Source organism: Chelativorans sp. ZYF759, assembly GCF_012911015.1.
Taxonomy (GTDB): domain Bacteria; phylum Pseudomonadota; class Alphaproteobacteria; order Rhizobiales; family Rhizobiaceae; genus ZYF759.
This window is the reverse complement of record NZ_WVVV01000017.1, coordinates 36943-63776: the sequence shown is the minus strand read 5'-3', so window position 1 is coordinate 63776 and position 26834 is coordinate 36943. Positions and strand designations below refer to the sequence as shown.

The 26834-nt window shown below is 64.4% G+C and carries 27 protein-coding genes; 8 read left to right on the top strand and 19 right to left on the bottom strand.

The window, feature by feature from the left end; translation table 11 throughout:
* Positions 1-201 precede the first annotated feature (201 nt).
* A complete protein-coding gene (gene rpsR, locus GRZ55_RS20040) occupies positions 202-450 on the bottom strand; it encodes a 30S ribosomal protein S18 (RefSeq protein WP_019170551.1) in 249 nt (82 codons plus the stop codon).
* Positions 450-917, bottom strand: coding sequence for a 30S ribosomal protein S6 (gene rpsF, locus GRZ55_RS20035; RefSeq protein ID WP_169288734.1), 468 nt, complete (start codon positions 915-917; stop codon positions 450-452). The genes rpsR and rpsF overlap by 1 nt, the downstream gene beginning before the upstream one ends.
* 433 nt (positions 918-1350) lie before the next feature.
* On the opposite strand from rpsF, the gene GRZ55_RS20030 reads away from it, so the two are divergent.
* On the top strand, positions 1351-3561 hold the full coding sequence (locus GRZ55_RS20030; RefSeq protein ID WP_368856651.1) for an AMP-binding protein: 2211 nt from the start codon (positions 1351-1353) through the stop codon (positions 3559-3561).
* Positions 3562-3568: 7 nt separating this feature from the next.
* Here GRZ55_RS20030 and pssA read toward each other — a convergent pair whose 3' ends face one another.
* The 5 genes from pssA to GRZ55_RS23500 form a co-directional block, all read right to left on the bottom strand.
* Entirely contained in the window at positions 3569-4345 is a 777-nt protein-coding gene (pssA, locus tag GRZ55_RS20025) for a CDP-diacylglycerol--serine O-phosphatidyltransferase (protein ID WP_169288759.1), read from the bottom strand.
* Between the two features lie 27 nt (positions 4346-4372).
* Positions 4373-5071 (bottom strand): phosphatidylserine decarboxylase, encoded by a 699-nt coding sequence (locus tag GRZ55_RS20020; protein ID WP_169288732.1) that lies wholly within the window; start codon positions 5069-5071, stop codon positions 4373-4375.
* Between the two features lie 82 nt (positions 5072-5153).
* A complete protein-coding gene (locus tag GRZ55_RS20015; RefSeq protein ID WP_306785618.1) occupies positions 5154-7040 on the bottom strand; it encodes an ABC transporter ATP-binding protein/permease in 1887 nt (628 codons plus the stop codon).
* Positions 7037-7393, bottom strand: coding sequence for a helix-turn-helix transcriptional regulator (locus GRZ55_RS20010; protein ID WP_169288731.1), 357 nt, complete (start codon positions 7391-7393; stop codon positions 7037-7039). Before GRZ55_RS20010 ends, GRZ55_RS20015 begins: the two co-directional genes overlap by 4 nt.
* A 65-nt stretch (positions 7394-7458) precedes the next feature.
* Entirely contained in the window at positions 7459-9576 is a 2118-nt protein-coding gene (locus GRZ55_RS23500; protein ID WP_246734896.1) for a LysM peptidoglycan-binding domain-containing protein, read from the bottom strand.
* A 115-nt stretch (positions 9577-9691) separates the two neighbouring features.
* Here GRZ55_RS23500 and GRZ55_RS20000 point away from each other — a divergent pair, with 115 nt between their 5' ends.
* Complete coding sequence (locus GRZ55_RS20000) at positions 9692-10300, top strand: TIGR00730 family Rossman fold protein (RefSeq protein ID WP_169288730.1); 609 nt, start codon at positions 9692-9694, stop codon at positions 10298-10300.
* 74 nt (positions 10301-10374) lie between these two features.
* Positions 10375-10767: a GFA family protein gene (locus GRZ55_RS19995; protein WP_169288729.1), complete on the top strand. Its 393-nt coding sequence runs from the start codon at positions 10375-10377 to the stop codon at positions 10765-10767.
* A 10-nt stretch (positions 10768-10777) separates the two neighbouring features.
* Here the strand turns inward: GRZ55_RS19995 and rarD are convergent, their stop codons facing one another.
* The 4 genes from rarD to cysS form a co-directional block, all read right to left on the bottom strand.
* Entirely contained in the window at positions 10778-11716 is a 939-nt protein-coding gene (gene rarD, locus GRZ55_RS19990) for an EamA family transporter RarD (protein WP_246734899.1), read from the bottom strand.
* Positions 11717-11841: 125 nt separating this feature from the next.
* The gene (gene cimA / locus GRZ55_RS19985; RefSeq protein ID WP_169288727.1) at positions 11842-13455 is read right to left on the bottom strand and encodes a citramalate synthase; all 1614 of its coding nucleotides are present in this window, start codon (positions 13453-13455) and stop codon (positions 11842-11844) included.
* A gap of 1 nt (position 13456) precedes the next feature.
* Positions 13457-13945, bottom strand: coding sequence for a GFA family protein (locus GRZ55_RS19980; RefSeq protein ID WP_169288726.1), 489 nt, complete (start codon positions 13943-13945; stop codon positions 13457-13459).
* On the bottom strand, positions 13942-15468 hold the full coding sequence (cysS, locus tag GRZ55_RS19975) for a cysteine--tRNA ligase (RefSeq protein ID WP_169288725.1): 1527 nt from the start codon (positions 15466-15468) through the stop codon (positions 13942-13944). The genes GRZ55_RS19980 and cysS overlap by 4 nt, the downstream gene beginning before the upstream one ends.
* Positions 15469-15826: 358 nt before the next feature.
* Here cysS and GRZ55_RS19970 point away from each other — a divergent pair, with 358 nt between their 5' ends.
* Positions 15827-15979 (top strand): transcriptional regulator, encoded by a 153-nt coding sequence (locus GRZ55_RS19970; RefSeq protein WP_169288724.1) that lies wholly within the window; start codon positions 15827-15829, stop codon positions 15977-15979.
* Here GRZ55_RS19970 and GRZ55_RS19965 read toward each other — a convergent pair.
* The 3 genes from GRZ55_RS19965 to GRZ55_RS19955 form a co-directional block, all read right to left on the bottom strand.
* A complete protein-coding gene (locus GRZ55_RS19965; protein ID WP_169288723.1) occupies positions 15971-16591 on the bottom strand; it encodes a LysE/ArgO family amino acid transporter in 621 nt (206 codons plus the stop codon). The genes GRZ55_RS19970 and GRZ55_RS19965 overlap by 9 nt on opposite strands.
* 84 nt (positions 16592-16675) lie before the next feature.
* Positions 16676-17164, bottom strand: a complete 489-nt coding sequence (locus GRZ55_RS19960; RefSeq protein WP_169288722.1) for a GyrI-like domain-containing protein — start codon at positions 17162-17164, stop codon at positions 16676-16678.
* On the bottom strand, positions 17164-17793 hold the full coding sequence (locus GRZ55_RS19955; RefSeq protein WP_169288721.1) for an antibiotic acetyltransferase: 630 nt from the start codon (positions 17791-17793) through the stop codon (positions 17164-17166). The genes GRZ55_RS19960 and GRZ55_RS19955 overlap by 1 nt, the downstream gene beginning before the upstream one ends.
* A gap of 115 nt (positions 17794-17908) precedes the next feature.
* Between GRZ55_RS19955 and GRZ55_RS19950 the strand changes: the two genes are divergently transcribed.
* Genes GRZ55_RS19950 through GRZ55_RS19940 form a run of 3 tightly spaced genes read left to right on the top strand, consistent with a single transcriptional unit; the run spans position 17909 to position 19548 of the window.
* A complete protein-coding gene (locus GRZ55_RS19950; RefSeq protein ID WP_169288720.1) occupies positions 17909-18052 on the top strand; it encodes a hypothetical protein in 144 nt (47 codons plus the stop codon).
* 40 nt (positions 18053-18092) lie between these two features.
* Positions 18093-18668 carry an SCO family protein gene (locus tag GRZ55_RS19945; RefSeq protein ID WP_169288719.1) on the top strand — a complete coding sequence of 192 codons (576 nt, stop codon included), beginning with the start codon at positions 18093-18095 and terminating at the stop codon, positions 18666-18668.
* A 7-nt stretch (positions 18669-18675) separates the two neighbouring features.
* A complete protein-coding gene (locus GRZ55_RS19940; protein WP_169288718.1) occupies positions 18676-19548 on the top strand; it encodes a 50S ribosomal protein L11 methyltransferase in 873 nt (290 codons plus the stop codon).
* 61 nt (positions 19549-19609) lie between these two features.
* On the opposite strand, the gene GRZ55_RS19935 is transcribed toward GRZ55_RS19940, so the two are convergent.
* Positions 19610-19801, bottom strand: a complete 192-nt coding sequence (locus GRZ55_RS19935) for a hypothetical protein (protein WP_169288717.1) — start codon at positions 19799-19801, stop codon at positions 19610-19612.
* A gap of 228 nt (positions 19802-20029) precedes the next feature.
* On the opposite strand from GRZ55_RS19935, the gene GRZ55_RS19930 reads away from it, so the two are divergent.
* The gene (locus tag GRZ55_RS19930) at positions 20030-21865 is read left to right on the top strand and encodes an aminopeptidase P family protein (RefSeq protein WP_368856653.1); all 1836 of its coding nucleotides are present in this window, start codon (positions 20030-20032) and stop codon (positions 21863-21865) included.
* Here the strand turns inward: GRZ55_RS19930 and GRZ55_RS19925 are convergent.
* From GRZ55_RS19925 to recN, 4 genes are all read right to left on the bottom strand, one after another.
* A complete protein-coding gene (locus tag GRZ55_RS19925) occupies positions 21854-22150 on the bottom strand; it encodes an AzlD family protein (protein ID WP_169288715.1) in 297 nt (98 codons plus the stop codon). The two genes, GRZ55_RS19930 and GRZ55_RS19925, sit on opposite strands and share 12 nt — an antisense overlap.
* On the bottom strand, positions 22147-22854 hold the full coding sequence (locus GRZ55_RS19920; RefSeq protein ID WP_169288714.1) for an AzlC family ABC transporter permease: 708 nt from the start codon (positions 22852-22854) through the stop codon (positions 22147-22149). The genes GRZ55_RS19925 and GRZ55_RS19920 overlap by 4 nt, the downstream gene beginning before the upstream one ends.
* An 83-nt stretch (positions 22855-22937) precedes the next feature.
* A complete protein-coding gene (gene ligA, locus GRZ55_RS19915) occupies positions 22938-25046 on the bottom strand; it encodes an NAD-dependent DNA ligase LigA (protein WP_169288713.1) in 2109 nt (702 codons plus the stop codon).
* 105 nt (positions 25047-25151) lie between these two features.
* Positions 25152-26822 carry a DNA repair protein RecN gene (gene recN / locus GRZ55_RS19910; protein ID WP_169288712.1) on the bottom strand — a complete coding sequence of 557 codons (1671 nt, stop codon included), beginning with the start codon at positions 26820-26822 and terminating at the stop codon, positions 25152-25154.
* Between the last annotated feature and the right edge of the window lie 12 nt (positions 26823-26834).

Sequence of the window (26834 nt, the reverse complement as noted above, 5' to 3'; positions counted from 1 at the left end):
TTGTCCTTTGTCTGCGCCGTCGATGACGGCAGAATCGGGGGACGGGCAAGGACGCCTCTAAAGCACGGTGGCTTCTCGGTCGCTGTCCTGCCCGTCGGGGCAGTTAGGGACGCCCACGGCGCCCCAACCCGGGATTTGTTGAACCCGTCCCGCGCCCGTCGCGGAGGGGTAAGCGCGGGCGGCGAACCGCCCGCAGCAAGATCACTTCACCACGTAGGGCAGAAGGCCCAGGAAACGCGCGCGCTTGATCGCCTTGGCGAGCTCGCGCTGCTTCTTCTGGCTGACGGCAGTGATGCGCGACGGCACGATCTTTCCGCGCTCCGAAATATAGCGCTGCAGAAGACGTACGTCCTTGTAGTCGATCTTCGGGGCATTGGCGCCCGAGAACGGGCAGGTCTTGCGGCGGCGATGGAAGGGCCGGCGCGTGGGGATCTGATTGATGTCGACCATTATGCGCTTGCTCCTTCACCCTGGGACTGGCCTTCGCGCGGCGGGCGCGGCCCCCGATCGCCGCGATCACCACGATCACGATCGCCACGATCCCTGTCGCCGCGAGGACCGCGATCGCCACGCGGACCGCGATCACCACGATCGTCGCGCTTCTGCATCATCGCGGAAGGACCTTCCTCGTGCGCTTCGACCTTGATGGTCATGAAGCGAAGGATATCTTCCGACAGACCCATCTGACGTTCCATCTCGGCCACTGCCGCAGAGGGCGCATCGATGTCCATCAGCGTATAATAAGCCTTACGGTTCTTCTTGACCCGGAAAGCCAGGGACTTGAGGCCCCAGTTCTCGACCCTGCCCAGCGAACCGCCGCCAGCTTCGATGATACCCTTGTAATGTTCGACAAGGGCATCGACCTGCTGCTGCGACAGATCCTGCCTGGCAAGGAACACGTGCTCGTAAAGTGACATTTGGTGTCTTGCCTTTCTGTTCCTCTGGCCGGACTCGACGGCTAAGCCTCCGCGACTTCTCTTTTCCACCGATGGTGGAAAGAAAGGCGCATTCGAGACGGTCGAGAGCGGAGACACGGGAAGCTGAGGACCTCATTGTCCTCGACATGGGAAAACCCACGGCCTTCCGTTCAGCCCCCAGACGAGACCGGCAGATTGGCGCGGATATACAGGATATCTCGCGCTTTGCAAGGCTCACGCAGGGAAAGGCCCAGGCTCCATCGGTTCTTCTCCCGCGCCACGAGGCACAATTGCCCGGAACCCCGCAACCTCCAACCCGTTTGGTGAGAGCAGCGTGGTCCGGATCGGAAACGCGTTGACCTCGGCGTCTCATCCGCTACGCTGAGGGGGTGCGGTCGGCAAGAGCCGAGGCGGAAGGCTGCCGGAGGTCGAAATGGTTTGGGCCCTTTCTTGCCTGGCTGGAGTGGCGTGCCTTTGGGCGGTGGCGGCCGGGTACCTGGCTTTCAGGTTGCGAATTTCCTTCCGTCAGGCCCTGCTTTACGCTCCCGTGAAGGCCGTCTTCATCATCCGGAACGACGGCCCTCTGCCTTTGGCCAAGGGCCGCGGAACGATCTATGTCGTCTCCCACCGGTCCCGGCTCGACCCCGCGGTTATGCTGTCGCTGCTGCCTGCGGATACACTCCATATCTTGGATCACGACACGGCCAAGTCTTGGTGGATGGAGCCGTATCGCGATCTGGCGCGCACCATTCCGTTCAATGCAACCCATGTCTTCGTGAGCCGGCGGCTTGTGCGGCTGCTGCGCGGCAACGGTTCCATCGCCGTCTACCTCCCCGACGACGCCGAGCCCGACACCCGCGCCTTCAGGCTGTTCAGGGCTGTCGGCCGCATCGCCCTCAAGGCGGATGCCGCCATCGTGCCGATACGTTTGGGCGCGCCCGGCGGCGCTGTCTCCGACCGTTCCCGGCGTGCTCCCATCCGTGCTTGGCCCCGGCCCGGGCTTGCTCTGAGCGTTGTTTCACCCGCCACGATAGCGGAACTCCGCCAGCGGCCAGGCGAGACCATGATCACTGCATCCAACGCGTTGTTCGATCGCGTCGCACAGACCCGAATCTGCGACAAGGAGCATCTCGGCACCAGCTTCATGGCCGTGGCGCGCGCTGGAAGGAGGTTTGGCAATGAACACGTAATCCACTTGGCGGGACCGGGCCAGGTCTTCACCTTCGGCGAGATATTGCGCGAAGCGCGGCTCATTGCCGACCGAATCGCCCGCAAAACGCAGGAAGGCGATCTGGTTGGCTTGTACCTGCCCGGGTCAACTCGCCTCGTCCCGGCTTTCCTGGCAACCCAGTCGGCAGGCGTTGGGGCGGTCCTGCTCGACAACACCGTCGGGCCGGAGGTTCTTTCGAGAACAATCCAGCAGGCCCCCATTCGAAAGGTCCTGACGAGTCGCCAGCTTACCGACGAAACCAGCCAGCTAATGCTCGCGGCCATGGCGTCGGCAGGCGCCCGCATCCAATATCTGGAGGACATCCTGGACGCTGCGGGCGCGGGCCATCGCCTCGTTGCGGGCCTGATGCGCCATCGGCCCGTGGCGCACCCCTCGCCCGATGTCCCGGCCGTCTTGCTGCCGGCAAACGATGGCGGCGGAGATTTGCTGCCGCTTTCGCATCGCCGTCTGCTGGCCTCGGTGGCTCAGGCGGCCGCACGGCTGAGGCTGCGCGACGCGCGCGCTTTCGTCAGCACTCTTCCCCCAACGCATACGGTTGGCCTGACGGTCGGCATGCTCCTGCCTTTGGCGAGCGGAACGCCGTTCAGGATTCAGGACAGCGGGGATGTCGATCCCACCATCCTCAATCTCGACGGGACCGTGATCGTGCTCGTCCCGGTCGATCAGGCGCAAACGGTTGTCGCCGCAGGACAAAATGATGCGACCCATCTGCGCGTCATCGCGTGCCGAAACGGCAAGTCTCACGCCTATGTAGCTCTTCCGCCTCTCCAGCCCGGAATAGAAATCCTTGAGGCCTTCGCCCCTGCTGGCGAAACAGGGCTCGTAACCCTTTCCAGCGCGAGCCACCGGCGAGCCGGCACGCTTGGCCGCGTCCTGCCTTCGCTGCGACACAGATTGCTGCATATCCCGGGCATCGAGCGCGGGGGACAACTACAGGTCTCACCATCCGGCATGGCCCTGCCTGAGGGCATCTACGCGAATGATCCCGACCGTCCGGAAGCTTCGCCGCAGGGCTGGGTCGATACCGGTACTCTCGTGAGCCTGGACCGCGAAGGTTTCATCCACTGGCTCGGCCGTGCGGACCGTTTCGCGACCCTGGATGGCAACCAACGACCGCTTTCGCCGGTCGAAGCCGTGGCCGCGCGCGCGTGGCCGCAATCCCATCATCTGGCCGTGGCGGCAGAAGACCGGCGCAAGGGCGAACGGATTGTTCTTCTGACCACGCAGATCGATGCCGACAAGGCAACGCTGAGAAAGCTCGCACGCTCGCTAGGCCTCGAAGACAGCCTCCTACCCTCCGAGATCATCACGATACCGGCCCTCCCTCTGGGCAAGGACGGCCTTCCCGACGAGGCGCGGGCGCGCGAAATCGTCGCCGCATCGGTCGGCCGCTCCCGCACCAAGGCAGCCTGACGCTTAGTCAGCCTTCTTTCGGCAACGGCGGGAGGCTCTGCTTCTCGCGCCGACGATATGCCCTGTAGCTGAACGGGAGAAAGACCAGAAACGCCAGGACGGATAAGGTCAGAGTGAACCAGGTGAAGCTCGCCAGCAATGCCACATAGGCGACGATGAGCAGCATCAGCGGCATAACAAGGTCGCGGCGCACCCGTGGCCCGCTTGCCTTGCCGGAATAAACGGGCAGTTGGCTGATCATGAGCACGCCGACAAAGACGACATAGACGCCCGCCACCAGCGCGAACCCGGTATCGACCTCAAGGCCCAGCAGCCCCAGATAGATCGGCAGCATGACGAGGATCGCGCCGGCCGGAGCGGGCACGCCCACGAAATAGTCATTCTTCCACACCGGTCGATCAGGGTCGTCCAGCATGATGTTGAAGCGTGCCAGACGAAGGCCACAGGCGATGGCGTAGATGAGGGCGGCCGTCCAGCCGATTGCCCCGGCCATTTCGAGCACGAACACATACAATACCAGCGCCGGTGCGACCCCGAAATTGACGATGTCGGCCAGCGAATCCATCTGCGCGCCAAAGGGCGAAGTTGCTTTGAGAAGACGCGCCACCTTGCCGTCGACGGCATCGAGGAGCGCAGCCACCAGCACCAGCATCACGGCGATGTCGATGCGCCCTTCCAGCGCCATCCTTACCCCGGACAGACCCGCGCAGATTGCAAGGACGGTAATGAGGTTGGGGACGAACAGCTTGAACGGGATGGCCGGCAACCTGCGCCGCCGTTTCATGCGGCTGTCATCGGGGCCGCGTGGCACTCAGCTGATCCTGACCAGCGGCAGAGCCGAAGCCTCGCCGAATTCAGCAATGATGGTTTCTCCCGCGATCGCCGTCTGGCCGACGGCGACACGCGGCACGACGGCCGTCGGCAGGTACACGTCCAGCCGCGATCCGAAGCGGATGATGCCGAAACGATCGCCCACGGACAGGTCGTTGCCTTGTTCGACCCAGCACACGATACGTCGGGCAACGAGCCCCGCCACCTGGACCACGCCGACGGCGCCATGGGGGCTCTCGATCACCACCCCGTTGCGCTCGTTCTCGATGCTCGCCTTGTCCATTTCGGCGTTGAGGAACTTGCCGGCCCGATATTCGATCCGGGTAATGCGGCCGCGCACCGGCGCACGGTTCACATGCACCGAGAAGACATTCATGAAGACGGAAATGCGCGTCATTTCGGCGGCGCCGAGATCGAGTTCCCGCGGGGGTATGGCGGGCCCGACCGAACTGACGATGCCGTCGGCAGGACTGATGACCAGCCGGTCGTCGACCGGTGTCACACGCTCCGGGTCACGGAAGAAGTAGGTGCACCAGGCCGTCAGGATGAGGCCGATCCAGAACAGCGTCGTCGAAAACAGCGCGAAGATGAGCGTCACCCCGGCGAAGCCCGCGATGAACGGCCAGCCCTCCCGGTTGATGGGAACGAAGGTGTTCTTGATCGTGTCGACCAGACTCATGACGCGAAATGCCCTCGACGTTGTTGCCGCGCCTGCTTAGACCAAACGGGAATGCCCCGCAACGAAACCTGCCGCCGTCGGCTCAGATCTCCGCGGGGCGACGGCGAACGACGACGCCCATCTCGTCGTCCTCGCGGGCCTTGCGCAATCGCTCCTCCGCCTCGGTGGCCTCGCGCTGGCGGTCCCACATCGCCGCATAGAGGCCTGCCTTTTCCAACAGTTCCCCATGGCGTCCCCGCTCGGCGATCTCGCCATCCTTCAGGACAATGATCTCGTCGGCACTGACGACGGTCGAGAGGCGGTGGGCGATGACGATGGTCGTGCGACCACGGCTGACCGTGTCGAGCGCCGACTGGATTTCCTGTTCGGTCTGCGTATCGAGCGCCGAGGTCGCCTCGTCCAGGATGAGGATCGGCGGCGCCTTCAATATGGTGCGGGCAATGGCCACGCGTTGTTTTTCGCCGCCGGACAGTTTGAGGCCGCGTTCGCCCACCATGGTGCGGTAGCCCTCGGGCAGCCGCTTGATGAAGCCGGCGATCTGGGCCATCTCGGCGGCCTTGTCGATGTCCTCCTGGCTGGCCGAAAACCGGCCATAGCGGACATTGTAGGCAATCGTGTCGTTGAACAGAACCGTATCCTGCGGAACCATGCCGATCACCTCGCGCAGCGATTTCTGGGTAATGTCGGCAATGTTCTGACCGTCGATGGAGATCGTGCCCGATTGCGGTTCGTAGAACCGGAAGAGCAGCCGCGAGATGGTCGACTTGCCCGCCCCCGAGGGCCCGACGATGGCGACTGTCTTGCCGGCCGGCACCTCGAAGCTGATGCCCTTGAGGATGCGCCGGTTCGGATCGTAGGAAAACTGAACATTGTCGAAGCGTACCATGCCCTCCCGGACCACAAGCGGCGCGGCGCCGGCCCGGTCGCGCACCTCCGCCGGCACGTTCAGGAGCTCGAACATGTTCTCGATATCAGTGATGCCCTGACGGATCTCGCGATAGATGAAGCCGATAAAATTCAGCGGCACCGAAAGCTGCATGAGCATGGCGTTGATGAACACGAAATCGCCGATCGTCTGCGTGCCGCGCGTGACTTCCCAGGCCGAAAGCCCCATCACCGCCGCCATGCCCACGCCGAAGATCAGGCCCTGCCCGAAATTGAGCCAGCCGAGCGACGTCCAGGTCTTGGTGGCGGCCGCCTCGTAACGTTCCATCGAACGGTCGAAGCGCTCCGCCTCCATCTCCTCATTGTTGAAATATTTGACGGTTTCGTAGTTGAGCAGCGAGTCGATCGCCTTGGTGTTGGCTTCGGTATCGCTGTCGTTCATCTGCCGGCGAATCGCGATCCGCCAGTCGCTCGCCTTGACCGTGAACCATGTGTAGAGCCACAGCGTCGCCGCGATGATCGTCACGTAGATCCAGCCATAGGTGATCGCGAAGATCACCGCGACCAGCGCAAATTCCAGGATGGTCGGGACCGTATTGAGGATCGTGAAGCGCACGATCGCCTCGATCCCCTTCACCCCGCGCTCGATGATGCGTGACAGCCCGCCGGTCCGCCGCTCCAGATGGAAGCGCAGGGACAGTTCGTGCATATGCTTGAAGGTCTTGAAGGCCAGTTGCCTCACGGCATGCTGGCCGACGCGCGCAAACAGCGCATCGCGCAGCTGGTTGAAGCCGAGTTGGACCACCCGCACCACATTGTAGGCGATTACCAGCATGACGGGCGCCAGCAGCACAGCAGGTACCCAGTCTATCGGCTCGAATTCCCCGGTCAGCGCTTCGGTTGCCCATTTGAAGAAATAGGGCACCAGCACCAGTATGAGCTTGGCAATGACCAGAAAGACGGAGGCCCATAAGACGCGGCTCTTCAGGTCGGGACGGTCATCGGGCCACATATAGGGCCACAAGTGAACGAGCGTCTGGAAAACCGAGCCCGATTCGGCGGAGACTTTCGTGGTATCGCTCAAGTTTCAGAACCTTGATTTTTCTCTGCCGTGCCGGCGCAGCAGGCATTCAGCAGGCCGCCCACCGAATGCGAAAGCTTGGCCAGCGCCTCACGGTCGACCTCGTAGCGAGAGCGCTGGCCTTCGGAAGTCATCCGCACCAGCCTGGCGTCGACAAGCACTTTGAGATGCTGGGAGACGGTCGATTGCGCGAGATCGAGCCTTTCCACCACATCCTTGCAACAGCAGGCGTCGCAGCCCGACAGATGCTGGAGAATATGGATGCGCGCCGGGTGCGCCAGCGCGCCGAGCTGCCCGGCGATGCCGCGACGGACGGAATCCGCCTGAGCGGAGTGAGCTGATTGAAGATCATTCATCGTTCATCGGCGATATACGATGAACGATGAATGGGCAAGCGGTCTTTCGGTCACATCGGGCAGGATCAGCGAATGATTTCGCCCGGCACCTGCGAGGGATCGACTGCCTGTTCGCCCAGCGCCTCAAGATCGGCCGCCTCGCCTTGCGCCGTCTCGGCTGGAACCGTGAAGACCTGACCGGGCCAGATGAGATCCGGGTTCCGGATCTGGTCCTGGTTGGCGAGATAGATGGTCGAGAAGCGTACGCCCTGGCCATAGACGCGGCGCGAAATCCGCCACAGATTGTCGCCCCGGCGGATGATGACCGCGCCGTCCACGCGCTCCAACGCTGGCGAGAGGGTCGCATCAGCGCCCGGCTCGGCTGCCGCCATCTGCTCCCCGGGAGCGCCCGATGTGTCTGGCGTACCCGCGGGCGCCGCCACCTGTTCTTCGGCATGCGCGTCGGAGGTCTCAGCGGCAGAAAGCTCAGGCTGCTGTGACGCCGCCGGGCTGGGAACGGTCTCCTCGGCCTCGTCTGCGGCGGCCGCCTGATCACCAGATTCGACAGCCGGCTCGCCTTCGGAAGGCGCCATCGCTGCAGCCGGCTGGTCTTCCGTCGTGGCGCCAGCGGCGGCCGCCTGGCCTTCGTCCGAGAGTTCGCCTGCCTCCGGCGCTGCGGCTGCGGTTTCCTGTCGCTCTTCCGCCGGCGCCGCTGCCGTTTCGGCAGCGCGCTCGTCCGCACCCGCTTCCATTTCCACGCCGGCCGATGCATCGCCCTGCCCGGCCGGTTCGGGCTGGGTAGCCGGTGCCCGAGGCGCCACGGCGGCAATCGACTCACCCGGTTCCCGCTCGAAAGGAACAGCAGCGCGGGCAATCACACTGCCGTCGCTGCCGAGAAGATCGGCTCGAATGATGTAGTCGCCTATCGGCAGGTCAACCCGTGCTTCGATGAGAAAACGACCACCCTCCGATGCACGCGTCTCCCCCAGCAATATCTCGTTGGCATAGACGCGCACGAAACGCCCAGGCTCGGCATGCCCGGCGACAAAGACCGTTTCGCCATCGATCTCGACAGCCTCGACAAAAATGTCCGTAACCGGAGCCGATGACGACGTTGCGGGTTCATCGGATTCTTCCAGCGGAAGCGCGGCAATATCCAGCTCCGTCTCGGTCAGCTCCGTGCCATCGGTCGTGTCTGCGGGCTGGGCGGGTTCTTCCACCTGGGCGGTTTCGACCGGCTCATCCTGCCCGACCCCAGCCTCGTCACCATCGGCGACAGCATCCTGGGAAGGCTCGTCTGTGACAACCGGAGACGTCGCGTCGCCTGCCGACGCAGAGACGCCGGCGACTTCTTCTTCGGCTGAAGCCGATTCCGCTACGTCCTCTTCGGTTTCCTCGGCACCGGCAACGGCCTCCTCAGCCAATTCGGCGTCGGGCTCCATCTCGGTGACCTCGGCCTCCACTGGCTGCTGCGGCTCGGGCGCGGATTCAGCAAGGTCGAGCTCCGCAACCGAAACGTCGGGTTGGGGTTCCTCGGCGGCTGCCTGTGCGGCCGCTTCACCCTCGGGACGATCCTGCGAAGCGTCCGCGAGATCGATGTCTTCATCCAGAATCGGCGCCTCGGTCGCCTCCGGGACCATGATCAGCCGCGAAGGACTGCCGGGCTCCTCGACCAGTGCGAGCACCTGTCCATCCGCCGTCTCGGGCACGGAGACGATCGCCGTTTCGACGGATGACACGACATTTGCTTCGGACGTCGAGCGCAGAACGATCTGATAGTCGCCGGGTGGGAGCGGCTCGTCCAGAACGGCCGCGAAGTCGCCGCCCGCCCCGGCCCCTACGGTAGCCAGCACCCGACTGCCCGTCAGCACCTCGACGGTGGCATCGGGCTCTGCGCGCCCGGCAATGACCATGGAGCCGTCCGGCTCGACCCGGACGAGGTCGAATTCCGGTACGACCAGATCCTCGCCGACGGTTGCGGCGGCGGTGTCCTCGATATCGGCACCCTCGGCGTCGATCTCGTCACCGTCCTCGACCTGTAACGCGGCAGGCTCGGCACGGGTCTCACCCTCCGGCAACGAGGCGACCACCGGCTGCTCGGTCGTTTCGAACCAGGGGTCGAGTGCCCCGCTCAGATAGGCTGTGCCGACGCCGGCAACTGCGACGCCGCCGCCGAAGAGCAGTACCTTGAGCCAATAAGCCATGACGATTCTCGTTCCTTAGCCGGATCGTCGGGCCATAGCGTGTTTTTCGCACTGCCACAAGAAAAAGGGCGGCTACTGCTTGACCGCCACCGTTTTGGCGAAGACCAATGCAGCCATGAGCTCGATTCGATCCATCTGCGTCTATTGCGGTTCTTCCGACGGGCGCGGCGAAACCTATCTCCAGGCTGGCCGCGATCTGGGCCGTGACCTGGCCGGCAGCGGAATGCGCCTCGTCTATGGCGGCGGCACCAACGGCGTCATGGGCGCCGTTGCGCGGGGAACCTCCGATGCCGGCGGGACTATCCTGGGGATCATCCCGCGTTTCCTGATCGGCAAGGAGACGTCTGGCCCTGTGCAGGTGGCGAACCTCGAACTGGTCGTGACCGAGGATATGCATGCCAGAAAGCACCTCATGTTCGAGGAGTCCGACGCCTTCGTGGCACTGCCGGGCGGCATCGGGACGCTGGAGGAGATCGTCGAGATCATGACCTGGGCCCAGCTCGGTCGACACTCCAAGCCCATCGTTTTCGCGAATATTGGCGGGTTCTGGGACCCGGTGCTCGCGCTGATCGATCACATGAAGGAGGAAGGCTTCCTTCACTCCCTGCAGCGCATCCGCCCGATGGTGGTAGACGAGGCCGACGAAATCGTGCCCGCCTTGCTCGAGGCATTCGCGGCAGAAACGCCGGAAAGCGGCGACCCCGGGGTCATCGACCGGCTGTAGCTGGCGCCATCGCCGAAGCGAGACCGTCATGTCATTTCGTGCATGGTTGCCTGAAGCGACGGAAGGAGAAGGACGTGGACAGTTCCACTGGCGGCTGCCTCTGCGGCGATGTCCGTTTCGTTGCATCGGGCCGGCCCTACCGGGTCGGGATCTGTCACTGCCTCGACTGCCGTAAGCATCACGGCGCCCTCTTCTACGCCTCGGCAATCTTTCCGCAGGATGCCGTCACGATAAGGGGCGACACGCGCGATTATGAAGGTCGACATTTCTGCCCGCGATGCGGTTCATCGGTCTTCGCCAGATTGGGTGCCGAAATCGAGATCCATCTCGGCTCCCTCGACATGCCGGATCAGTTCAAGCCGAGTTATGAGAGCTGGACCGTCCGGCGTGAAGCCTGGCTGCCGCGTTTTCCTGTCGAGCGCTGCTACGAGCGCGATCGCGAAAGCGAAGGCCGCACGGAGGACTGAGTGGGCTGCATCAGTGAGCCGCGGGCGCCTTTGCCGCGGCGGCCTCACGGCTCTGCTTCAGCATCGACCAGGTGAAGATCGCAAGCGCCATCCAGATCAGCGCGAAAGCCGTGATCCGGCCGGGACCGAACGGCTCCTGGAAGACGAAGACGGCGATGATGGCGATCATGGTCGGCGCCACATACTGCATGATGCCGATCGAGGAATAGCGCAGGAGTTTGGCCCCGAAGGCAAAGAGGATCAGCGGCACGGCAGTGACCGGACCGCACAGGATGAGCAGAAGCATGTCCATCGGCTCGTCCATGCGAAAGTGGGTCTGGCCGGTCATTGCCAGCCACGTCGCAAAGCCCAAGGCCGGGACGGACAGGATGATCACCTCGAGGAAGAAGCCCTGGCTTGGCCCGATCGGCAGCGTCTTGCGCAGGAAGCCATAGCAGGCGAAGGAAAAGGCCAGGGCCAGAGACACCCAGGGAAGCCCGCCGGCATCCACCGTCAGCACGACCACGGCGGCGCAGGCCAGGAGCACGGAGACGATCTGGGCGCGGCTCAGCTTCTCGCCCAGAAGGACCGCGCCCATGAGGATTGCGACCAGCGGGTTGATGTAGTAGCCGAGCGCGGTCTCGACAGCACGGTCGACGGCGATCGCCCAGACATAGATGCCCCAGTTGACGGAGATCAGCGCTGCCGTCAGCGCGGCCATCGCAATCGTGCGCGGCGACCGCAGTGCCGCCGTGATGTCTGCCGTACGCCGCAGGGCAAGCAGCACGATTCCGGCAACCGGCACCGACCAGAGCGCCCGGTGGGCGACCACCTCCGCCGCGGGGATATGCGCGACCAGCTTCATGTAGAGCGGCATCAGCCCCCACAGCCCATAGGCCGACAGGGCGAACATGAAGCCCGCCAGCGTGTCGCCGGTCTCCGTGGCGCCGCCTGTTTCCGCATTCGTCATCTGCTTGATAGCCATGTTGTTCTTGCCTGCGGCTCTGCCGGCGGTCATCTCGAACCTGATGCACAGACGGGCCGGGCATCGCCATCAAGTATGTCTGATGTGTCGGATCAATCCGCTTTATAGATCTATTCTGCTGCCACCGCGGTCGTGTCGCGGTTCTTCACCAGCTTGTAGACGATCGAATCCATCAGCGCCTGGAAGGACGCGTCTATGATGTTGTCTGAGACGCCCACCGTCCACCAGCGTTCGCCCGACGAATCCTCGGATTCTATCAGCACCCGCGTGATCGCCTCGGTGCCTCCATTGAGGATACGCACCTTGTAGTCGACCAGTTCGAGGTCCTCGATCTCGGCCTGGAACTTGCCCAGATCCTTGCGCAGCGCGATGTCGAGCGCGTTTATCGGACCATGGCCCTCGGCGACAGACATTCTTTCCTCGCCGTCGACGGTAACCTTCACGATCGCCTCCGAGACGGTCTTGAGCGCACCCATCGCATCGAAGCGGCGCTCCACCATGCAGCGGAAACTCTCGACCTTGAAGAATTCGGGCACCCGGCCGAGCGTGCGCCGCGCCAGGAGGTCGAAACTCGCATCGGCCCCCTCATAGGCATAGCCCTGTGCCTCGCGCTCCTTGACCATCGAGATCAGCGTGTCGAGGCGCGGATCTGCCTTGTCCACCGCGATGCCGCGGCGCTTCAGTTCAGCGACGAAGTTCGACTTGCCGCCCTGGTCGGACACCATGAGCTTGCGCTGATTGCCGACGATTTCGGGCGGCACGTGCTCGTAGGTCTGCGGCTCCTTGATCAGCGCGGAGGCATGGATGCCGGCCTTGGTGGCGAAGGCCGACGCCCCGACATAGGGCGCCTGGTGATCGGGTGCGCGATTGATGAGCTCGTCGAAGGCGCGGCTCAGCCGGGTTATGCCGGACAGCGCTTCCTTTCCGAGTGACAGCTGGAACCGGTGCGCGAAGGCAGGCTTCAGCATCAGCGTCGGGATGATGGAGACGAGATTGGCGTTGCCGCAGCGCTCGCCGATGCCGTTCAGCGTGCCCTGGATCTGTCGCACCCCGGCATCCACCGCCGCCAGCGAGTTGGCTACCGCCTGGCCGGTATCGTCATGGGCGTGGATGCCGAGCCGCGCGCCGGGGATACCGGAAGCAATGACCGCGCGCACGATCTCGCGCACCTCGTCGGGCTGCGTGCCGCCATTCGTGTCGCACAGCACCACCCAGCGCGCGCCCGCCTCATGTGCGGCCTTGGCGCAGGCCAGTGCATAGGTCGGATTGGCCTTGTAGCCGTCGAAGAAATGCTCGCAATCGACCATTGCCTCCTTGCCAGCGGCAAGGGTCGCCTCGACCGACGCCGAGATCGCGTCCAGGTTTTCCTCGTTGGTGCAGCCGAGCGCGAGGCGCACATGGTAGTCCCAGCTCTTGGCCACGAAACAGATCGCGTCGGACCGCGACTGCAGGAGACCGGCCAGGCCCGGGTCGTTGGAGGCCGAGACCCCTGCCCGCTTGGTCATGCCGAAGGCGACGAAGGCGGAATTTTTCGTGCGTTTCTTGCTGAAGAACTCGGTGTCGGTCGGGTTGGCGCCGGGGTAGCCGCCCTCGACATAGTCGATGCCGAATTCATCCAGCATGCGCGCGATCGCGATTTTGTCTTCCACCGAAAAGTCGATGCCCGGCGTCTGCGCGCCGTCGCGCAGCGTGGTGTCGAACAGGTAGATGCGTTCTTTGCTCATGTCACTTCCGCTCTGGCGGCCATGTTTCGGTGTCGTGGTCAGGGTGCTGGTAGGAAACGAGGTCGTGCAGGAACGGCGCATCCTGCGTGTCGTCCATGGTGGCGTGGCCGGGCAATTCGTGCAGCCGGTCCACATAGGGCAGCTTTTCCTCGATCCCCCATTGCACCGCGGGCGCAAGTTCCTCCGGCTGGTCGAAGGCGCCGATGGAAATCGCCACGCAGCCCGGCGCCTCGTAGGTCAGCGGCGTGCCGCATCCTTCGCAGAAACCGCGGCTGACGTGATTGGAGGACTGGAACCGCTTGGGCGCGCCGCGTGTCCAGGCGAGCCTGGCCGAGCGGATATTGACCAGCGGCGCGTAGAAGGCGCCGAACGCCTTCTGGCACATGCGGCAATGGCAGATCGACGGCTGGCCCATCGCGCCCTCGATATGAAACCGCACCGCGCCGCACTGGCACCCGCCGGAATAGGTGGGGATGTTGGCGAGGCTCATCTCTTCACCTCCCATTTCGTCTTCCGCTCCCCGGTCTCGGGGTCCTTGTAGTCCATGAGCTGGATTCCCTGCGCCGCCAGCTCGTCGCGGATGCGGTCGGCCTCGGCGAAGTTCTTGTCGCGGAGGAAAGAGAGGCGATCTTCTATACTCCCACCGATCTGGAACCGAAGATTTTCCGTCAGCTTATCGCCTTCGACGTCAACTTTTGGAGCCAGCCCAAGTAGATCGAGGCTCGCCCATAACAGCCCCGCATACTCCCGTTGGTGCTCAAGGACTTGAGCTTCGGTCCATTCGGATGCGGAGGGATCGTCAACGACGCCACTGGCCCGAGCATCAAGGTGGCTTAGCACCGAGACAACCCCGGGGGTATTGAGATCATCCAACAAGCTTTGGATCACCGAGAAGGGCGGGATGGCTGAGAGATCACTGAACTTTGCCAGCGTTTTACGAAATTTCGCCAAAAGCGCTTGCGCCTCGACCAACGTGGACTGTTTGAAATCAATTGGCTGCCGGTAATGCGTCATCAGCATCGCCAGCCTGAGCACCTCGCCCGGCCATTTGCGCCCGCCGAATTTCTCCGTGTGCAAGAGGTCATCGATCGTGACGAAATTCCCCTCGCTCTTCGACATCTTGCGCCCCTCCACCTGCAGATAGCCGTTGTGGAGCCAGTAGCGGGCCATCGCGTCGGTGCCGTGGGCGCAGCAGGATTGGGCGATCTCGTTTTCGTGGTGGGGGAAGATGAGATCCAGCCCGCCGCCATGGATGTCGAACACTTCGCCCAGATGATGCCGGCTCATGACCGAGCATTCGATGTGCCAGCCGGGCCGGCCGAATATGTCGTGGGCCTTGCCCTCGAAGTGGAAATGCGCCGGCCAGCCGGGCTGGTCCTTGCTGCTCTCTTTCCACAGCACGAAATCGCCGGGGTTCTTCTTGTGCGAGGCCACCTCGACGCGCGCGCCGGCCTGCTGGTCTTCCAGCTTCCGGTTCGACAGCTTGCCGTAATCGGGCATGGTCGAGACGTCGAACAGCACCTCCCTGCCCTCGTTCCCGGAAGCGACATAGGCATGGCCCTTGTCGAGCAGCGTCTGCGCCATGGCGATCATGCCGTCGATGTGCTGGGTGGCGCGCGGTTCGAATGTGGGCTCAAGGCAACCGAGTGCGGCCACGTCGGCATGAAACTGGTCGGCGGTCGTCTGCGTCACCCGGCCGATCGCCTCGTTGAGCGACATGGTTCCAGCCGCGATCTCGGACCCGAAATCACGCAGCGCGCGGTCGTTTATCTTGTCGTCGACATCGGTGATGTTGCGCACATAAGTGACATGGTCTTCGCCGTAGAGATGGCGCAGCAGCCGGTAGAGCACGTCGAAGACGATGACGGGCCGCGCATTGCCGATATGGGCGAAGTCATAGACGGTGGGACCGCACACATACATGCGCACGTTCTTGGCATCGAGGGGGACGAAATCCTCCTTCGTGCGCGTCAGCGTGTTGTAAAGCCGCAAACCCTTCGAGCCCTCGCCCATGCAAAAACCTTTCCTGGCCTGCTGGCCGGGCGGTTTTTCCTCGTTGGGCAAAAGGCGAAAACGTCCGGACCAGCTGTGGCGCTAGCCGATAATGCAGATGCAGATGATCGTGCATGCCGTTTTCATGACGGGCTTTATCGCGCCGTGAAGGAACGAGGTCAAGCCGAATGTCGTTGGCCAAACAGAGCACAGCAAGATCCCGCAAATCAGGCCGGCTGGAGCTTTTCGTTAATCAGCCGTTAAGCGCGTTTGTGGGATTTTATCCAATCGATAGCCGGCAAGGCGGCCCGGCCACGATTTGGACCCAAACCGCCGCCAATTGCGAAGCATCATGAAACCGCGTCCAGGGGACCAGAAGATGCAGCCGACCACCGCCAAGAAGCAGGCCAAGCGCCCGCCTCAATCCACTCTCGCAGGCCAGTACCGCGCCATCGGTCCTGCAGCCATCACCGCAGCCCTCTTGTGCACGCCGCGATTGCGCAACGTGAAGGCGGCCGCGCGCTCAAAATAGGCGCGCAAGCAGCCCGAGCGCGATCAGCACCATGATCGCGCCGATGGCCGTGTCGAGCACGCGCCACGATGATGGTCTGGCAAAGAACGGCGCGAGCAGCCTTGCGCCGTATCCCAAGGTGAAGAACCAGACGAAGGAAGCCGTAACGGCTCCCGACCCGAAGGCGATCCGGGCCGTCCCTTCAAAGCCGGCCGACAGGCCGCCCAGAAGCACCACCGTATCCAGATAGACATGCGGGTTGAGGAAGGTGAAGGCGAGACAGGCCAGCACCGCCCGCCCGAGATCGCGCTCGCCCTGTCGCGCCGCTTGCAGGGTGCCTGGCGCGAGCGCTCGACGGAAGGCGAGCGCCGCATAACCGAGCAGGAACGCCGCGCCGCCCACCGTGACAGCGACGATGAGCACGGGCGATTGCGCGACCAGCGATCCGAGCCCCGCAACGCCGGCCACGATCAGCACCGCATCGGCGAGCGCGCATATCGCGCACAGCACGAAGACATGAGCCCGCATCAGCCCCTGGCGCAGGATGAAGGCGTTCTGCGCGCCGATCGCCGCGATCAGCGAAAGGCCGAGCCCGAAACCGGAAAAGAAGGGGGCGAGGTTCAGTCCGCTCATGCGAGGGCTGTTACCGGTTCTGGCGCACCGGACCACCCGAAAACGGGGCTGCACCAAAAATCTGGCCCGGCTGGACCACTTTCCTCACCGTCTCACGGGCAGCATCAGGCGGAGGCTGGGCGGCGCCGAGAGGTCCACGTCGGGAGAGTATTCCTCGCGCTGGTGGAAGTGCAGCGTGTCGTGGCGCAACTGGCTGTCGCCCATCCACTCCAGCATTGCCCGGTAGTTCTCGATGACGTCACCATCGCCCGGCCCATGCCAGACATCGGCAAGTTCCATCTCCGGCAGATAGAGCGCGCTGCAGCCCTCGGGGCAATCCTCGCCTTCGAGCGCGAAGCCTGCGAAATAGCGGAAACCGTCTTCACGGTCGTTCCAGGACAGGCCGACGATGGGGCTGCGCCAGAACCGCTCGTGCCGTGCCGACAGCGCCTTGATGTCCTCGATCAGCGGATGCAACGCACCAGCGGCAGCTGCCGCGAAACTGCCTTCCCAGTGGCGTCCGACCAGCCTGTGCTCGGGCCGGGTGGCGAGCGAATAGCGGTGCGCTCCGGGCGTGCCGCACATCATGCACATCAGTCCGTTCCCTTCCATTTGGCCACGAATTCAGCCGCCGTGAGACGGCTCATGTCCAGGACCGCGGCCTCTAGCCGCTTCCCCGGCCAGTCCCACCAGGCGAGCGCTGCCAGGTCGGCAGCGAGTTCCGCCGGAAAGCGCCGCCTCAAGATGCGCGCGGGAGTGCCAGCGACGATCGTATAGGCCTCGACGTCGCGGCTTACCACCGAACTGGCCCCGATCACGGCGCCGTTGCCGATGGCCACGCCCGGCAGGATCACGGCGCCATGTCCGATCCAGACGTCGTGCCCGATGGTCACGCGCCGGGCGCGCCGGCGCTCCCGGAACGCGTGATCGAGTGGAGCATGGAGGAAATATTCGTTGGGACGGTAGCTGATCTTGTGGGTGGTGATCCGTTCCATCGGATGCTCCACCGCATTGATGCGGGTCGCGGCGGCAATGGAGCAGAACTTCCCGATCTCGGCATACATGGCCTCGGCATGACGCTCGATATAGGAATAGTCGCCCACCGAGACCTCGTGCAGGTTCACCCTTTCGCCGATCTCCACGTGACGGCCGAGTCGGCACCCGCTCAACCTCGCGGTCGAATGGATGCGCGGTTCGTCGCTGCGGGAAACGGGCGTCTTCATGCGCGGAGGCTTACGCGGCAGTGCCCTTTCCCGCAAGATGGATCACGCCAGCGTCAATCTGGCGCCCTTTCTCCCAGGGTCTTTCGGGTTTATATCGGGTGCAAAGGAGCCGGCCATGACGGCAGGGAAATATCTGGGCCTTTCAGGCGCGGCCATGCTGATGGCCGCCGGAACCGGTGCCGCCTTCGCAGGCTGGATCGGGCACGCACCGGAGATTCTCGCCTCGTTGGGGCAATCGGGCCTCGGCTGGTGCTTCTGACGCCACTCCTATTCCTGGCAGCAAGCGGACACATTCACCCATGATGCGCATCATCCTCGTCGGCATTCTGGTCGTCATGACGGCGGCCGTCGGATGGATCACCTTCGACTGGTACCGCGGCCAGCATATGAGCCGGACCTTCGGCGAGCCTTTCGTGCTCGTCGACCACAATGGCGACGAGATCACTGAGGCCGCCTTCCGCGGGCACCCGTCGGCCGTCTTCTTCGGCTTCACCTACTGCCCCGATGTCTGCCCCACGACCTTGTTCGAGCTGGATGGATGGCTGAACGAACTCGGGCCCGAAGGGGAGAATATCCGTGCCTACTTCGTCTCGGTTGATCCCGAGCGCGACAGCCCCGAGGTCCTCGGCCGCTACATCGCGAATGTCACCGACAAGGTGACCGGCATCACGGGCGAAGCCGAGGATGTCGCGCAGATGGCGCGCTCCTTCGGCATCTATGTGCGCAAGGTGGATCTCGAAAACGGCGACTACACTATCGATCACACGGCCTCGATCCTGATGATCGACAGCACCGGTGACTTTGCCGGCACCATCGCCTATGGCGAGAATCCCGACAACGCCATGGCCAAGCTGCGCCGCCTGGCAGGAAGCTGAGACCGAATTGAGCCAGACCCGCATCCACTTCGCCGCCGAGAAGACGGTGGCCGAACGGCTTTATGCGTTGATGGAGGTCGCGTTCGAGGATGACGGCTTCCCGATCGCAATTTTCGCCACCGACGAGGAAGAGCGCATTCACGAAGTGTCGATTTATGTCGACGACAACGTCGAGGCGACAGAAGAGCGCATGCGAGCGCTCGCTGCAGAGGCGGACGAGAGGGTGGACCTGGAACGCGAGGTCCTGGGCGACGTCGATTGGGTTGCCCGCTCGCTGGAGGGGTTGAAGCCGGTCCGTGCCGGTCGTTTCCTGGTGCATGGGTCGCATGACCGCGCCCGCAGGCGCACCCCGGATATCGGAATCGAGATCGAAGCCGGCCTTGCCTTCGGCACCGGCCACCACGGCACGACTTCAGGCTGCCTCGACATGATCGACCGTGTCGTGACGCGCGAGAAGCCGCGCAACGCGCTGGATCTCGGTACCGGCAGCGCAGTGCTGGCGATCGGCCTGGCCAAGCTTGCCCGCATTCCGGTTCTGGCGACCGACATCGATGCGGTCGCGGTCGCCGTGGCGCGCGAGAACGCGCACATCAATGGGGTCGGCCATCTGGTCGAGACCGCGACGGCGACCGGCTTTCATCACCCCGTCTTTGCCGCCGGCAGACCTTTCGACCTCATCGTCGCCAACATCCTCGCCGGTCCGCTCATGAAGCTCGCGCCCGACATGGCGCGCCACATCGCGCCCAACGGCTCGCTGGTGCTCTCGGGCATTCTGGAGCGGCAGCGCAACGCCGTGCTTGCCGCCTATGTGGGCCAGTCCTTCCGCCATGTGCGAACCCTCCCCCGCGAGGGCTGGGTCACGCTCTGGCTGAAGCGGTGAGGACCGGGAAACGAAAAAGGCCCCTCGCGGGGCCTTCGTCTGGATGCTTTGTCGATACCGATCAGAACATGTAGCCGGCGCGGCCACCGCGCTGACGGATCTCGTCGGGATTGTAACCGTGCGAACGCAGGGTCTCGTCGTCGAGCATCAGCAGAGCGCCGTTGACGTAACGGTCTGCCTGGCGCGTGCGAGCTTCGACGATGGCATCCATGGCGCTGCGGAAGAAGCCGCGACGTGCATTCGAATGAGCCATGATGTTTCTCCTTGTTTCTCTGGAAGACGTGTCCTCCACGAGTTGAAAGGTAAGCATAGCTGACCTGTTTACCAGTGACAGGAATGCATGGCTCATCTGCGATTTCGCATATGCGAAGTGACGTTTTGCGTTGCAGCATGCACAGATCGTCGGCACCATGGATTGGCCGCGCGTTGCGCCTGTTGGCCTGTGGCGCTAGACCGGGCATTTCACCACTTGGGATGCCCAATCATGTTCCAGACCTTCGACGTCCAGACCGATCCCTCGCATGCCGCGCCGCGAATCGCACGACTTCGCCAGGCCATGCTGCAGGCGGGCGTCGACGCGTTTCTGGTCCCGCGCGCCGACGAGCATCAGGGCGAATACGTGCCTGCTCGTGCCGAACGGCTCAAATGGTTGACCGGCTTCACCGGGTCGGCCGGCATGGCATTGATCATGACGGACCGCGCAATCCTGTTCGTGGACGGACGATACACGCTTCAGGCGCGCACCCAGTGTGATGTCGAACTGTTTGAGATCGGGGACCTCGTCGGAAACCCGCCGGTCAAATGGCTGGAGGCCCACGCCCGGAAAGGCTGGCGCGTCGGCATCGACCCGTGGCTGCACACGATCGCGGAAGTCAGGAAACTCGAAAAGGCGGCAACGAAGCAGGGCGCCACCCTGGTGCCCTTGCACGAGAACCTCGTCGATCGCATCTGGCAAGACCAGCCGGCCGCCCCGCTCGGTCGGGTAGACGTTCATCCCGACTGCCTTGCCGGCCAGTCGGTGGCGGAGAAGCTTGCGGCGCTTGCCGGCGCCATCGAGACGGCAGGCGCCAGCCATTGCGTGCTCACGGATCCGTCCTCGCTGGCCTGGGCCTTCAACATTCGCGGCTGCGACGTCGAACACACGCCGCTGGCCCTCGGCTTCGCCATCCTTGCAGTCGACGGCGCTCATCGCCTGTTTCTCGATCCGGCCAAGCTTTCGGCGGAAAGCCGCGCGCATCTGGAAAACCATGCAAAGCTGTCAGCGCCGGACGACCTCGCCCCCGCGCTGGTTGAACTCTGCAGCCATGCGGCCGCCATCGGTCTCGACCCGGCGCTCGCCGCCGACCGGCTGCGCGGCTTGATCGAGGAGGCCGGCGGCTCGGTCGTGGAGATGGCGGATCCCGCCCAACTGCCCCGCGCCACGAAGAACGCAACCGAAATCGAGGGGGCACGCCGCGCCCATCTGCGCGACGGCGTGGCAGTGACGCGGTTCCTGCGCTGGCTGGACCTGCAGGAGCCGGGCAGTATCGACGAGATCGGCGCCGCCACGCGGCTTGAAGATTGCCGCAGGGCAGCCGGCGAGGCTTTTCAGGAACCGCTGCGCGAGATCGCCTTCGACACCATCTCGGGCGCCGGCCCGAACGGGGCGATCATCCACTATCGCGTCACCACCGGCACCAACCGCGCACTCGGCGCAGGCGAGCTCTATCTCGTTGATTCGGGCGGGCAGTATCGCGACGGCACCACCGACATCACCCGCACGGTGGCGATCGGCAAGCCAAGCGCGGAGATGCGCGCCCGTTATACGACCGTGCTCAAGGGGCTGATCGCGATCTCGACGCTGCGCTTTCCGGAAGGCACGCGCGGTCGCGACATCGACGCCTTCGCGCGCCGTGCCCACTGGCAGGCCGGCATCGACTACGCCCATGGCACCGGCCATGGCGTGGGCTCCTTCCTCTCGGTCCATGAAGGCCCGCAGCGCATCTCGCGCATGGGCGAACACAAGCTCCTGCCCGGCATGATCGTCTCCAACGAACCCGGCTACTACAAGGAAGGCGCCTATGGCATCCGGCTGGAGAACCTGATCGTCGTCGAGGAGGCGCGTGAGATCGAAGGCGGGGACACCGCGATGCACGGCTTCGAGACCTTGACCCTGGCGCCGTTCGACCGCCGCCTGATCGACCCCGCGATGCTGGATGGCTGGGAGCGCAACTGGCTCGACGCCTACCACGCTCGGGTCCTCGATGTCCTTTCGCCCCACATCGACCCCGACGAACGCCAGTGGCTCGAAAAGGCGGCCGCGCCGCTAGCCGACTAGCTGCCGCAGCAAGATCAGAACCACGGCCCCGGCGAGGAAGAGCGGGATCATCCCTGCCCTCAGCGCCACCAGCCCGGCCACGAGCAGCGCCGCCAGTTCCGGCAGGCCGCCATTGAAGGCGGCCGGCGCGACCAGCGTGGTGAGCACGGCGGCCGGCACCGCGTCGAGGCCGGCCTGCACGCGCGGATGGATCGTCTTGAAGCGCGAGAGTACCAGATGCCCGCCGGCGCGCGCCACATAGGTCATCAGCGCCCCGCCCAGGATGATCCAGAGATTGACCGTCATGTCCTGGCCCCCGGCTGGCCGGGCACACGGATGACCGCATAGAGAATGGCTACGGCCGCGCCGATCGACACGTGCCATGGCGAACCGACGGTCACAAAGGCGAGGATCGAGGCGGCGGCGCTGATGACGACGACCGGCAGCCAGCCCGGGCTCTTGCGGAAGCTCATCACGAGACCGAGGAAATAGATCGGCAGCAGGAAATCGAGGCCGAGCGATTCGGGATCCTCGATCAGCCCGCCGAAGATCGCGCCGATCGCCGCCTCCGAAACCCAGGCGACATAGATCGGGATCGCCATGCCCATGTACCAGGCGAAGCTGATGGATTGACCGTTCTGGAGCTTGCGCTCGCTCTCGGCATATTGCGGATCGATCAGGAAAAAGAAGCCAAGGGCCTTGCGCGGGGTCGACCAGTGCCCGAGCCGTCGGCCGATGGCCGCCGAATAGAGGACGTGGCGGAAATTGACCGCAAAGATCGACAGGACGATCAGCCAGGGCGCCACGTTCTGCCCGAAAAGATCGATACCCACCATCTGGCTGGCACCGGCATAGACGAGAGCGCTGAAGAGAACGGCTTCAGTCACGCTCAGCCCGTTTTCCACCGCCAGCGCCCCGAACAGGAGCCCGAACGGCAGCGCCGCCACCACGACCGGGATCGAGGCCTTGGCGCCCAGCAGGAATTCGGACCGTACTGTTGAGGAGGTCATGAGGCCCGTTTAGGTCAGCCAGCCTGACCTGTCACGCCAATTCAATTGAGCCAGCGCATGCCGTTGACATGCGATGCTTTTCCCTACCCCACCAGATCGAACCAGGCATCCTCGTCGATCACCTCGATGCCGAGTTCGCTGGCCTGCTTGAGCTTGGAGCCGGCGCCCGGACCGGCCACCACCAGGTCCGTTTTTTTCGAGACCGAGCCGGAGACCTTGGCGCCGAGCCGCTCGGCCATGGCCTTGGCCTCGTCGCGCGACATCCGCTCCAGTGCGCCGGTGAAGACGATCGTCTTGCCGGCGACGGGGGAATTCGTGGCAGGGCGCTCGGCTTCCTCGACCTCGACCTGGTCGGCCAGTTCCTCCACAAGCTTGCGGTTGTGCGCTTCGCCGAAATAGGTGGCGACGGCGTCGATCACCGCCCCGCCAATATCGTCCAGCGCATCCATCTCCTCGCGGGCGGCCTCATCGCCTTCCGCGACAGCCAGAGCGGCATCGTGGAAACCAGCCCATGTGCCGTAACCGCGCGCCAGCGTCACTGCCGTGCGCTCGCCCACATGGCGAATACCGAGCCCATAGATCATCCGTTCCAGCGGGATCGTGCGACGCGCCTCGATGGCATCGAAGAGCTTCTGTGCGGAGACTGTGCCAAACCCTTCCTTGTCCTTGAGCTTCCTCAGATTCCCGGCGTCCCGCTCGGCCAGCGTGAAGATGTCGCCTGGCGCCTTCACCGGCAGGTCGGGATCGTGGAAGAAGAACTCGATCTGCTTTTCTCCCAGCCCATCGATGTCGAAGGCGCGGCGCGATACGAAATGGCGCAGATGCTCGATACGCTGATGGGGACAGGCGAACTCGCCCGAACAGCGGCGCACCACCCCTTCTCCGCCGCCGGCGTTGGCGTCCCGCACGACCGGGGTCTTCAGGTCACAAGGGCAGACGGTCGGAAACACGAATCCCTCCGCGTCCTTCGGCCGGTGCTCGGGAAGATAGCCGAGAATCTGCGGGATCACGTCGCCAGCCCGTTGCACAGTGACCGTGTCGCCGATCTTGATGCCGAGCCGTTCGATCTCCTCGGCATTATGCAGCGTCGCATTGGTCACCACCACGCCGCCTACCGTCACCGGTTCCAACCGCGCGACTGGCGTCAGCGCGCCGGTGCGGCCGACCTGAATGTCGATGCCGCGCAGGATGGTCGAGGCCTTTTCGGCGGGAAATTTGTGGGCGATGGCCCAGCGCGGCGTGCGCGAGATATAGCCCAGCCGCTGCTGCAAGGCGAGGTCGTCCACCTTGTAGACGACGCCGTCGATGTCGTAGCTCAGGCTTCCACGTTCGGCCTCGATGGCGCGATAATGCGCGATGAGCTCTTCCGCCGTCTCGCAACGCCGCATCAGCTCGTTGGTGCTGAACCCGTAGCTTGCCAGCGCCTCCACCATGCCCATCTGGGTCTCGGCCGGCATCTCGCTGACCTCGCCCCAGGCATAGGCGAAGAACTTCAGGGGGCGGCTGGCTGTGATGCCGGAATCGAGCTGGCGGAGCGAGCCGGCGGCCGTGTTGCGCGGGTTGACGTAGGTCTGCTTTCCTTCTTTCTCCTGGCGTTCATTGAGCGCCAGGAAGTCGCGATGGGTCATGTAGACCTCCCCGCGTACCTCGATGATGTCGGGAAACTCGCCCGAAAGAACATTGGGGATGTCAGCGACCGCGCGTGCATTGGCGGTGACGTTTTCGCCGACCTGCCCGTCGCCCCGCGTGGCGGCGGAAACGAGCCGTCCCGATTCGTAGCGCAAGGAAAGCGATAGACCGTCGATTTTCGGCTCCGCCGTCATGATGACCGGCGCGTCCGCTCCGAGCTTGAGGAAGCGGCGGATGCGGGCCACGAACTCGATCGCGTCCTCGTCGGAGAAAGCATTGTCGAGCGACAGCATCGGCACCTTGTGCCGGACCTTCTCGAACTTCTCCGAGACCGGTGCGCCGACCCGCTTGGAGGGAGAATCCTCGCGCACCAGATCGGGAAAGGTTTGCTCGATGGCGAGGTTGCGCCGCCTCAACGCGTCATATTCGGCGTCCGAAATGGTGGGCGCGTCCTCGCCATGATAGTGCCGGTCGTGCTCGGCGATCTCTGCGGCCAGCCGCGCCAGTTCGGCCGTGGCCTCTTCAAGCGTGAGCTGGTCGACGGGCTTTGCTGCAATTGTCATGTATCGGTCCGAAAAAGCTTCGAATCCCGCGCGTCGCGGCGGGGCACTCTTTTCCAATGCCGATACGAAGTAAACCGCAAACGGTTCCCTCGAACACCTCTCCCGTCAGCCTGCTGCCGTGTTTTCCTGCAACAGCCGACCGGCGGCCGCGCGCGCTTCCTCGGTGATGGTTGCGCCGGCCAGCATGCGCGCAATCTCCTCGCGCCGCGCCGCGATCTCGAGCGAGCGGATGCCCGTGGACACGCTCTCGCTGCCCGATTTCGATATCAGGTAATGCGTGACGGCCCGCGCTGCGACCTGCGGGGCGTGGGTTACGGACAGCACCTGCACGCGTTGGGCCAGACGCGCGAGGCGCTGCCCGATCGCATCGGCGACCGCGCCGCCCACGCCCGTATCGATCTCATCGAATACGAGGGTCGGGGCGGAGCCGCGGTCGGCCAGCGCCACCTTCAACGCCAGCAGAAAGCGCGACAGCTCGCCGCCGGAGGCGATCTTCATGATCGGCCCTGCCCGCGTGCCGGGGTTGGTGCGGACCCAGAATTCGACGGAATCGATGCCGTCCTCGCCCCTGTCCTCGGGCTGGCTCGCCAGTTCGACGATGAACTCTGCGCGTTCGAGCTTGAGCGCCGGCAATTCGTCCATCACCGAGCGCGCGAGCGCGCCGGCGGTCACGGCGCGGTCCTCCGAGAGCCGGGCTGCGGCCGCATCGTAGGTCGTACGGGTTTCCCGTGCCGCCTGCTCCAGCCGTCCGAGACGCTCTTCGCCAGCATCCAGTTCGGCCAGCTCACCGGCCATGCGGTCGCGCAGCGCGGCGAGATCCTCCACCTGGATGGAATGCTTGCGAGCGGCCGCGCGAAGGGCGAACAGCCGCTCTTCGGTGCGCTCGAGGACAGCGGGGTCGAATTCGGCCGCCCGCAGCGCCTCCTCCACCGCACCCTGTGCGGCGTCCAGCGAGAGAAGCGCCTGGTCCAGCGTCTCGATGATGGGCTCGAGCAGCCCCGGCGCCTCCTCCGACTTGCGCTGCAGGCGCCGCAAGAGGCTCGCCAGCTGCGGCACTGCCGATGTCGGGCCTGACAGCACCTCGCGCGCATCGTCGATCTCGGTGGCGAGCTTTTCGGCACGCATCATGCGCGCGCGCGTCTCCGCAAGCTCTTCCTCCTCGCCCGGCATCGGCTCGAGCCTGGAAAGCTCCTCGACGCTGGCACGGAGATAATCGGCCTCGCGCGTCGCTGCTTCCACGCGGGCACGGTGGCGGGCAAGTTCCGTTTCCGCCTGACGCCATTCCTTCCATGCCTGGCGCACAAGTCTCAGCGCTTCCCAATGCCCGCCGAAGGCGTCGAGCAGCGCGCGGTGAGTCGTCTCGTCGACGAGGGCGCGCTCGTCGTGCTGGCCATGAATCTCGACGAGGTGGCGACCGACCTCGCGCATCAAGGTCATGGAGGCCGGCTGGTCGTTGATGAAGCCTCGCGTACGCCCATCAGAGGTCTGCACGCGGCGCAGGATGAGGTCGCCCTCGTCTTCGATGGCATTCTCGCGCAGGAGATGGCGTGCGGGATGGTCGCCGGCGACGTCGAATAGGGCGGTAACCTGGCCCTGGGTGGCGCCCTGGCGCACCAGGGAGGCATCCCCTCTTGCGCCGAGCGCAAGCGACAGGGAATCAAGCAGGATGGACTTGCCTGCGCCCGTCTCGCCTGTCAGCACCGAAAGCCCGGCGGAGAAATCGATCTCCAGCCTTTCGATGAGGACGATGTCGCGGATGGACAGATGGGCGAGCATGACGGGCTTGGA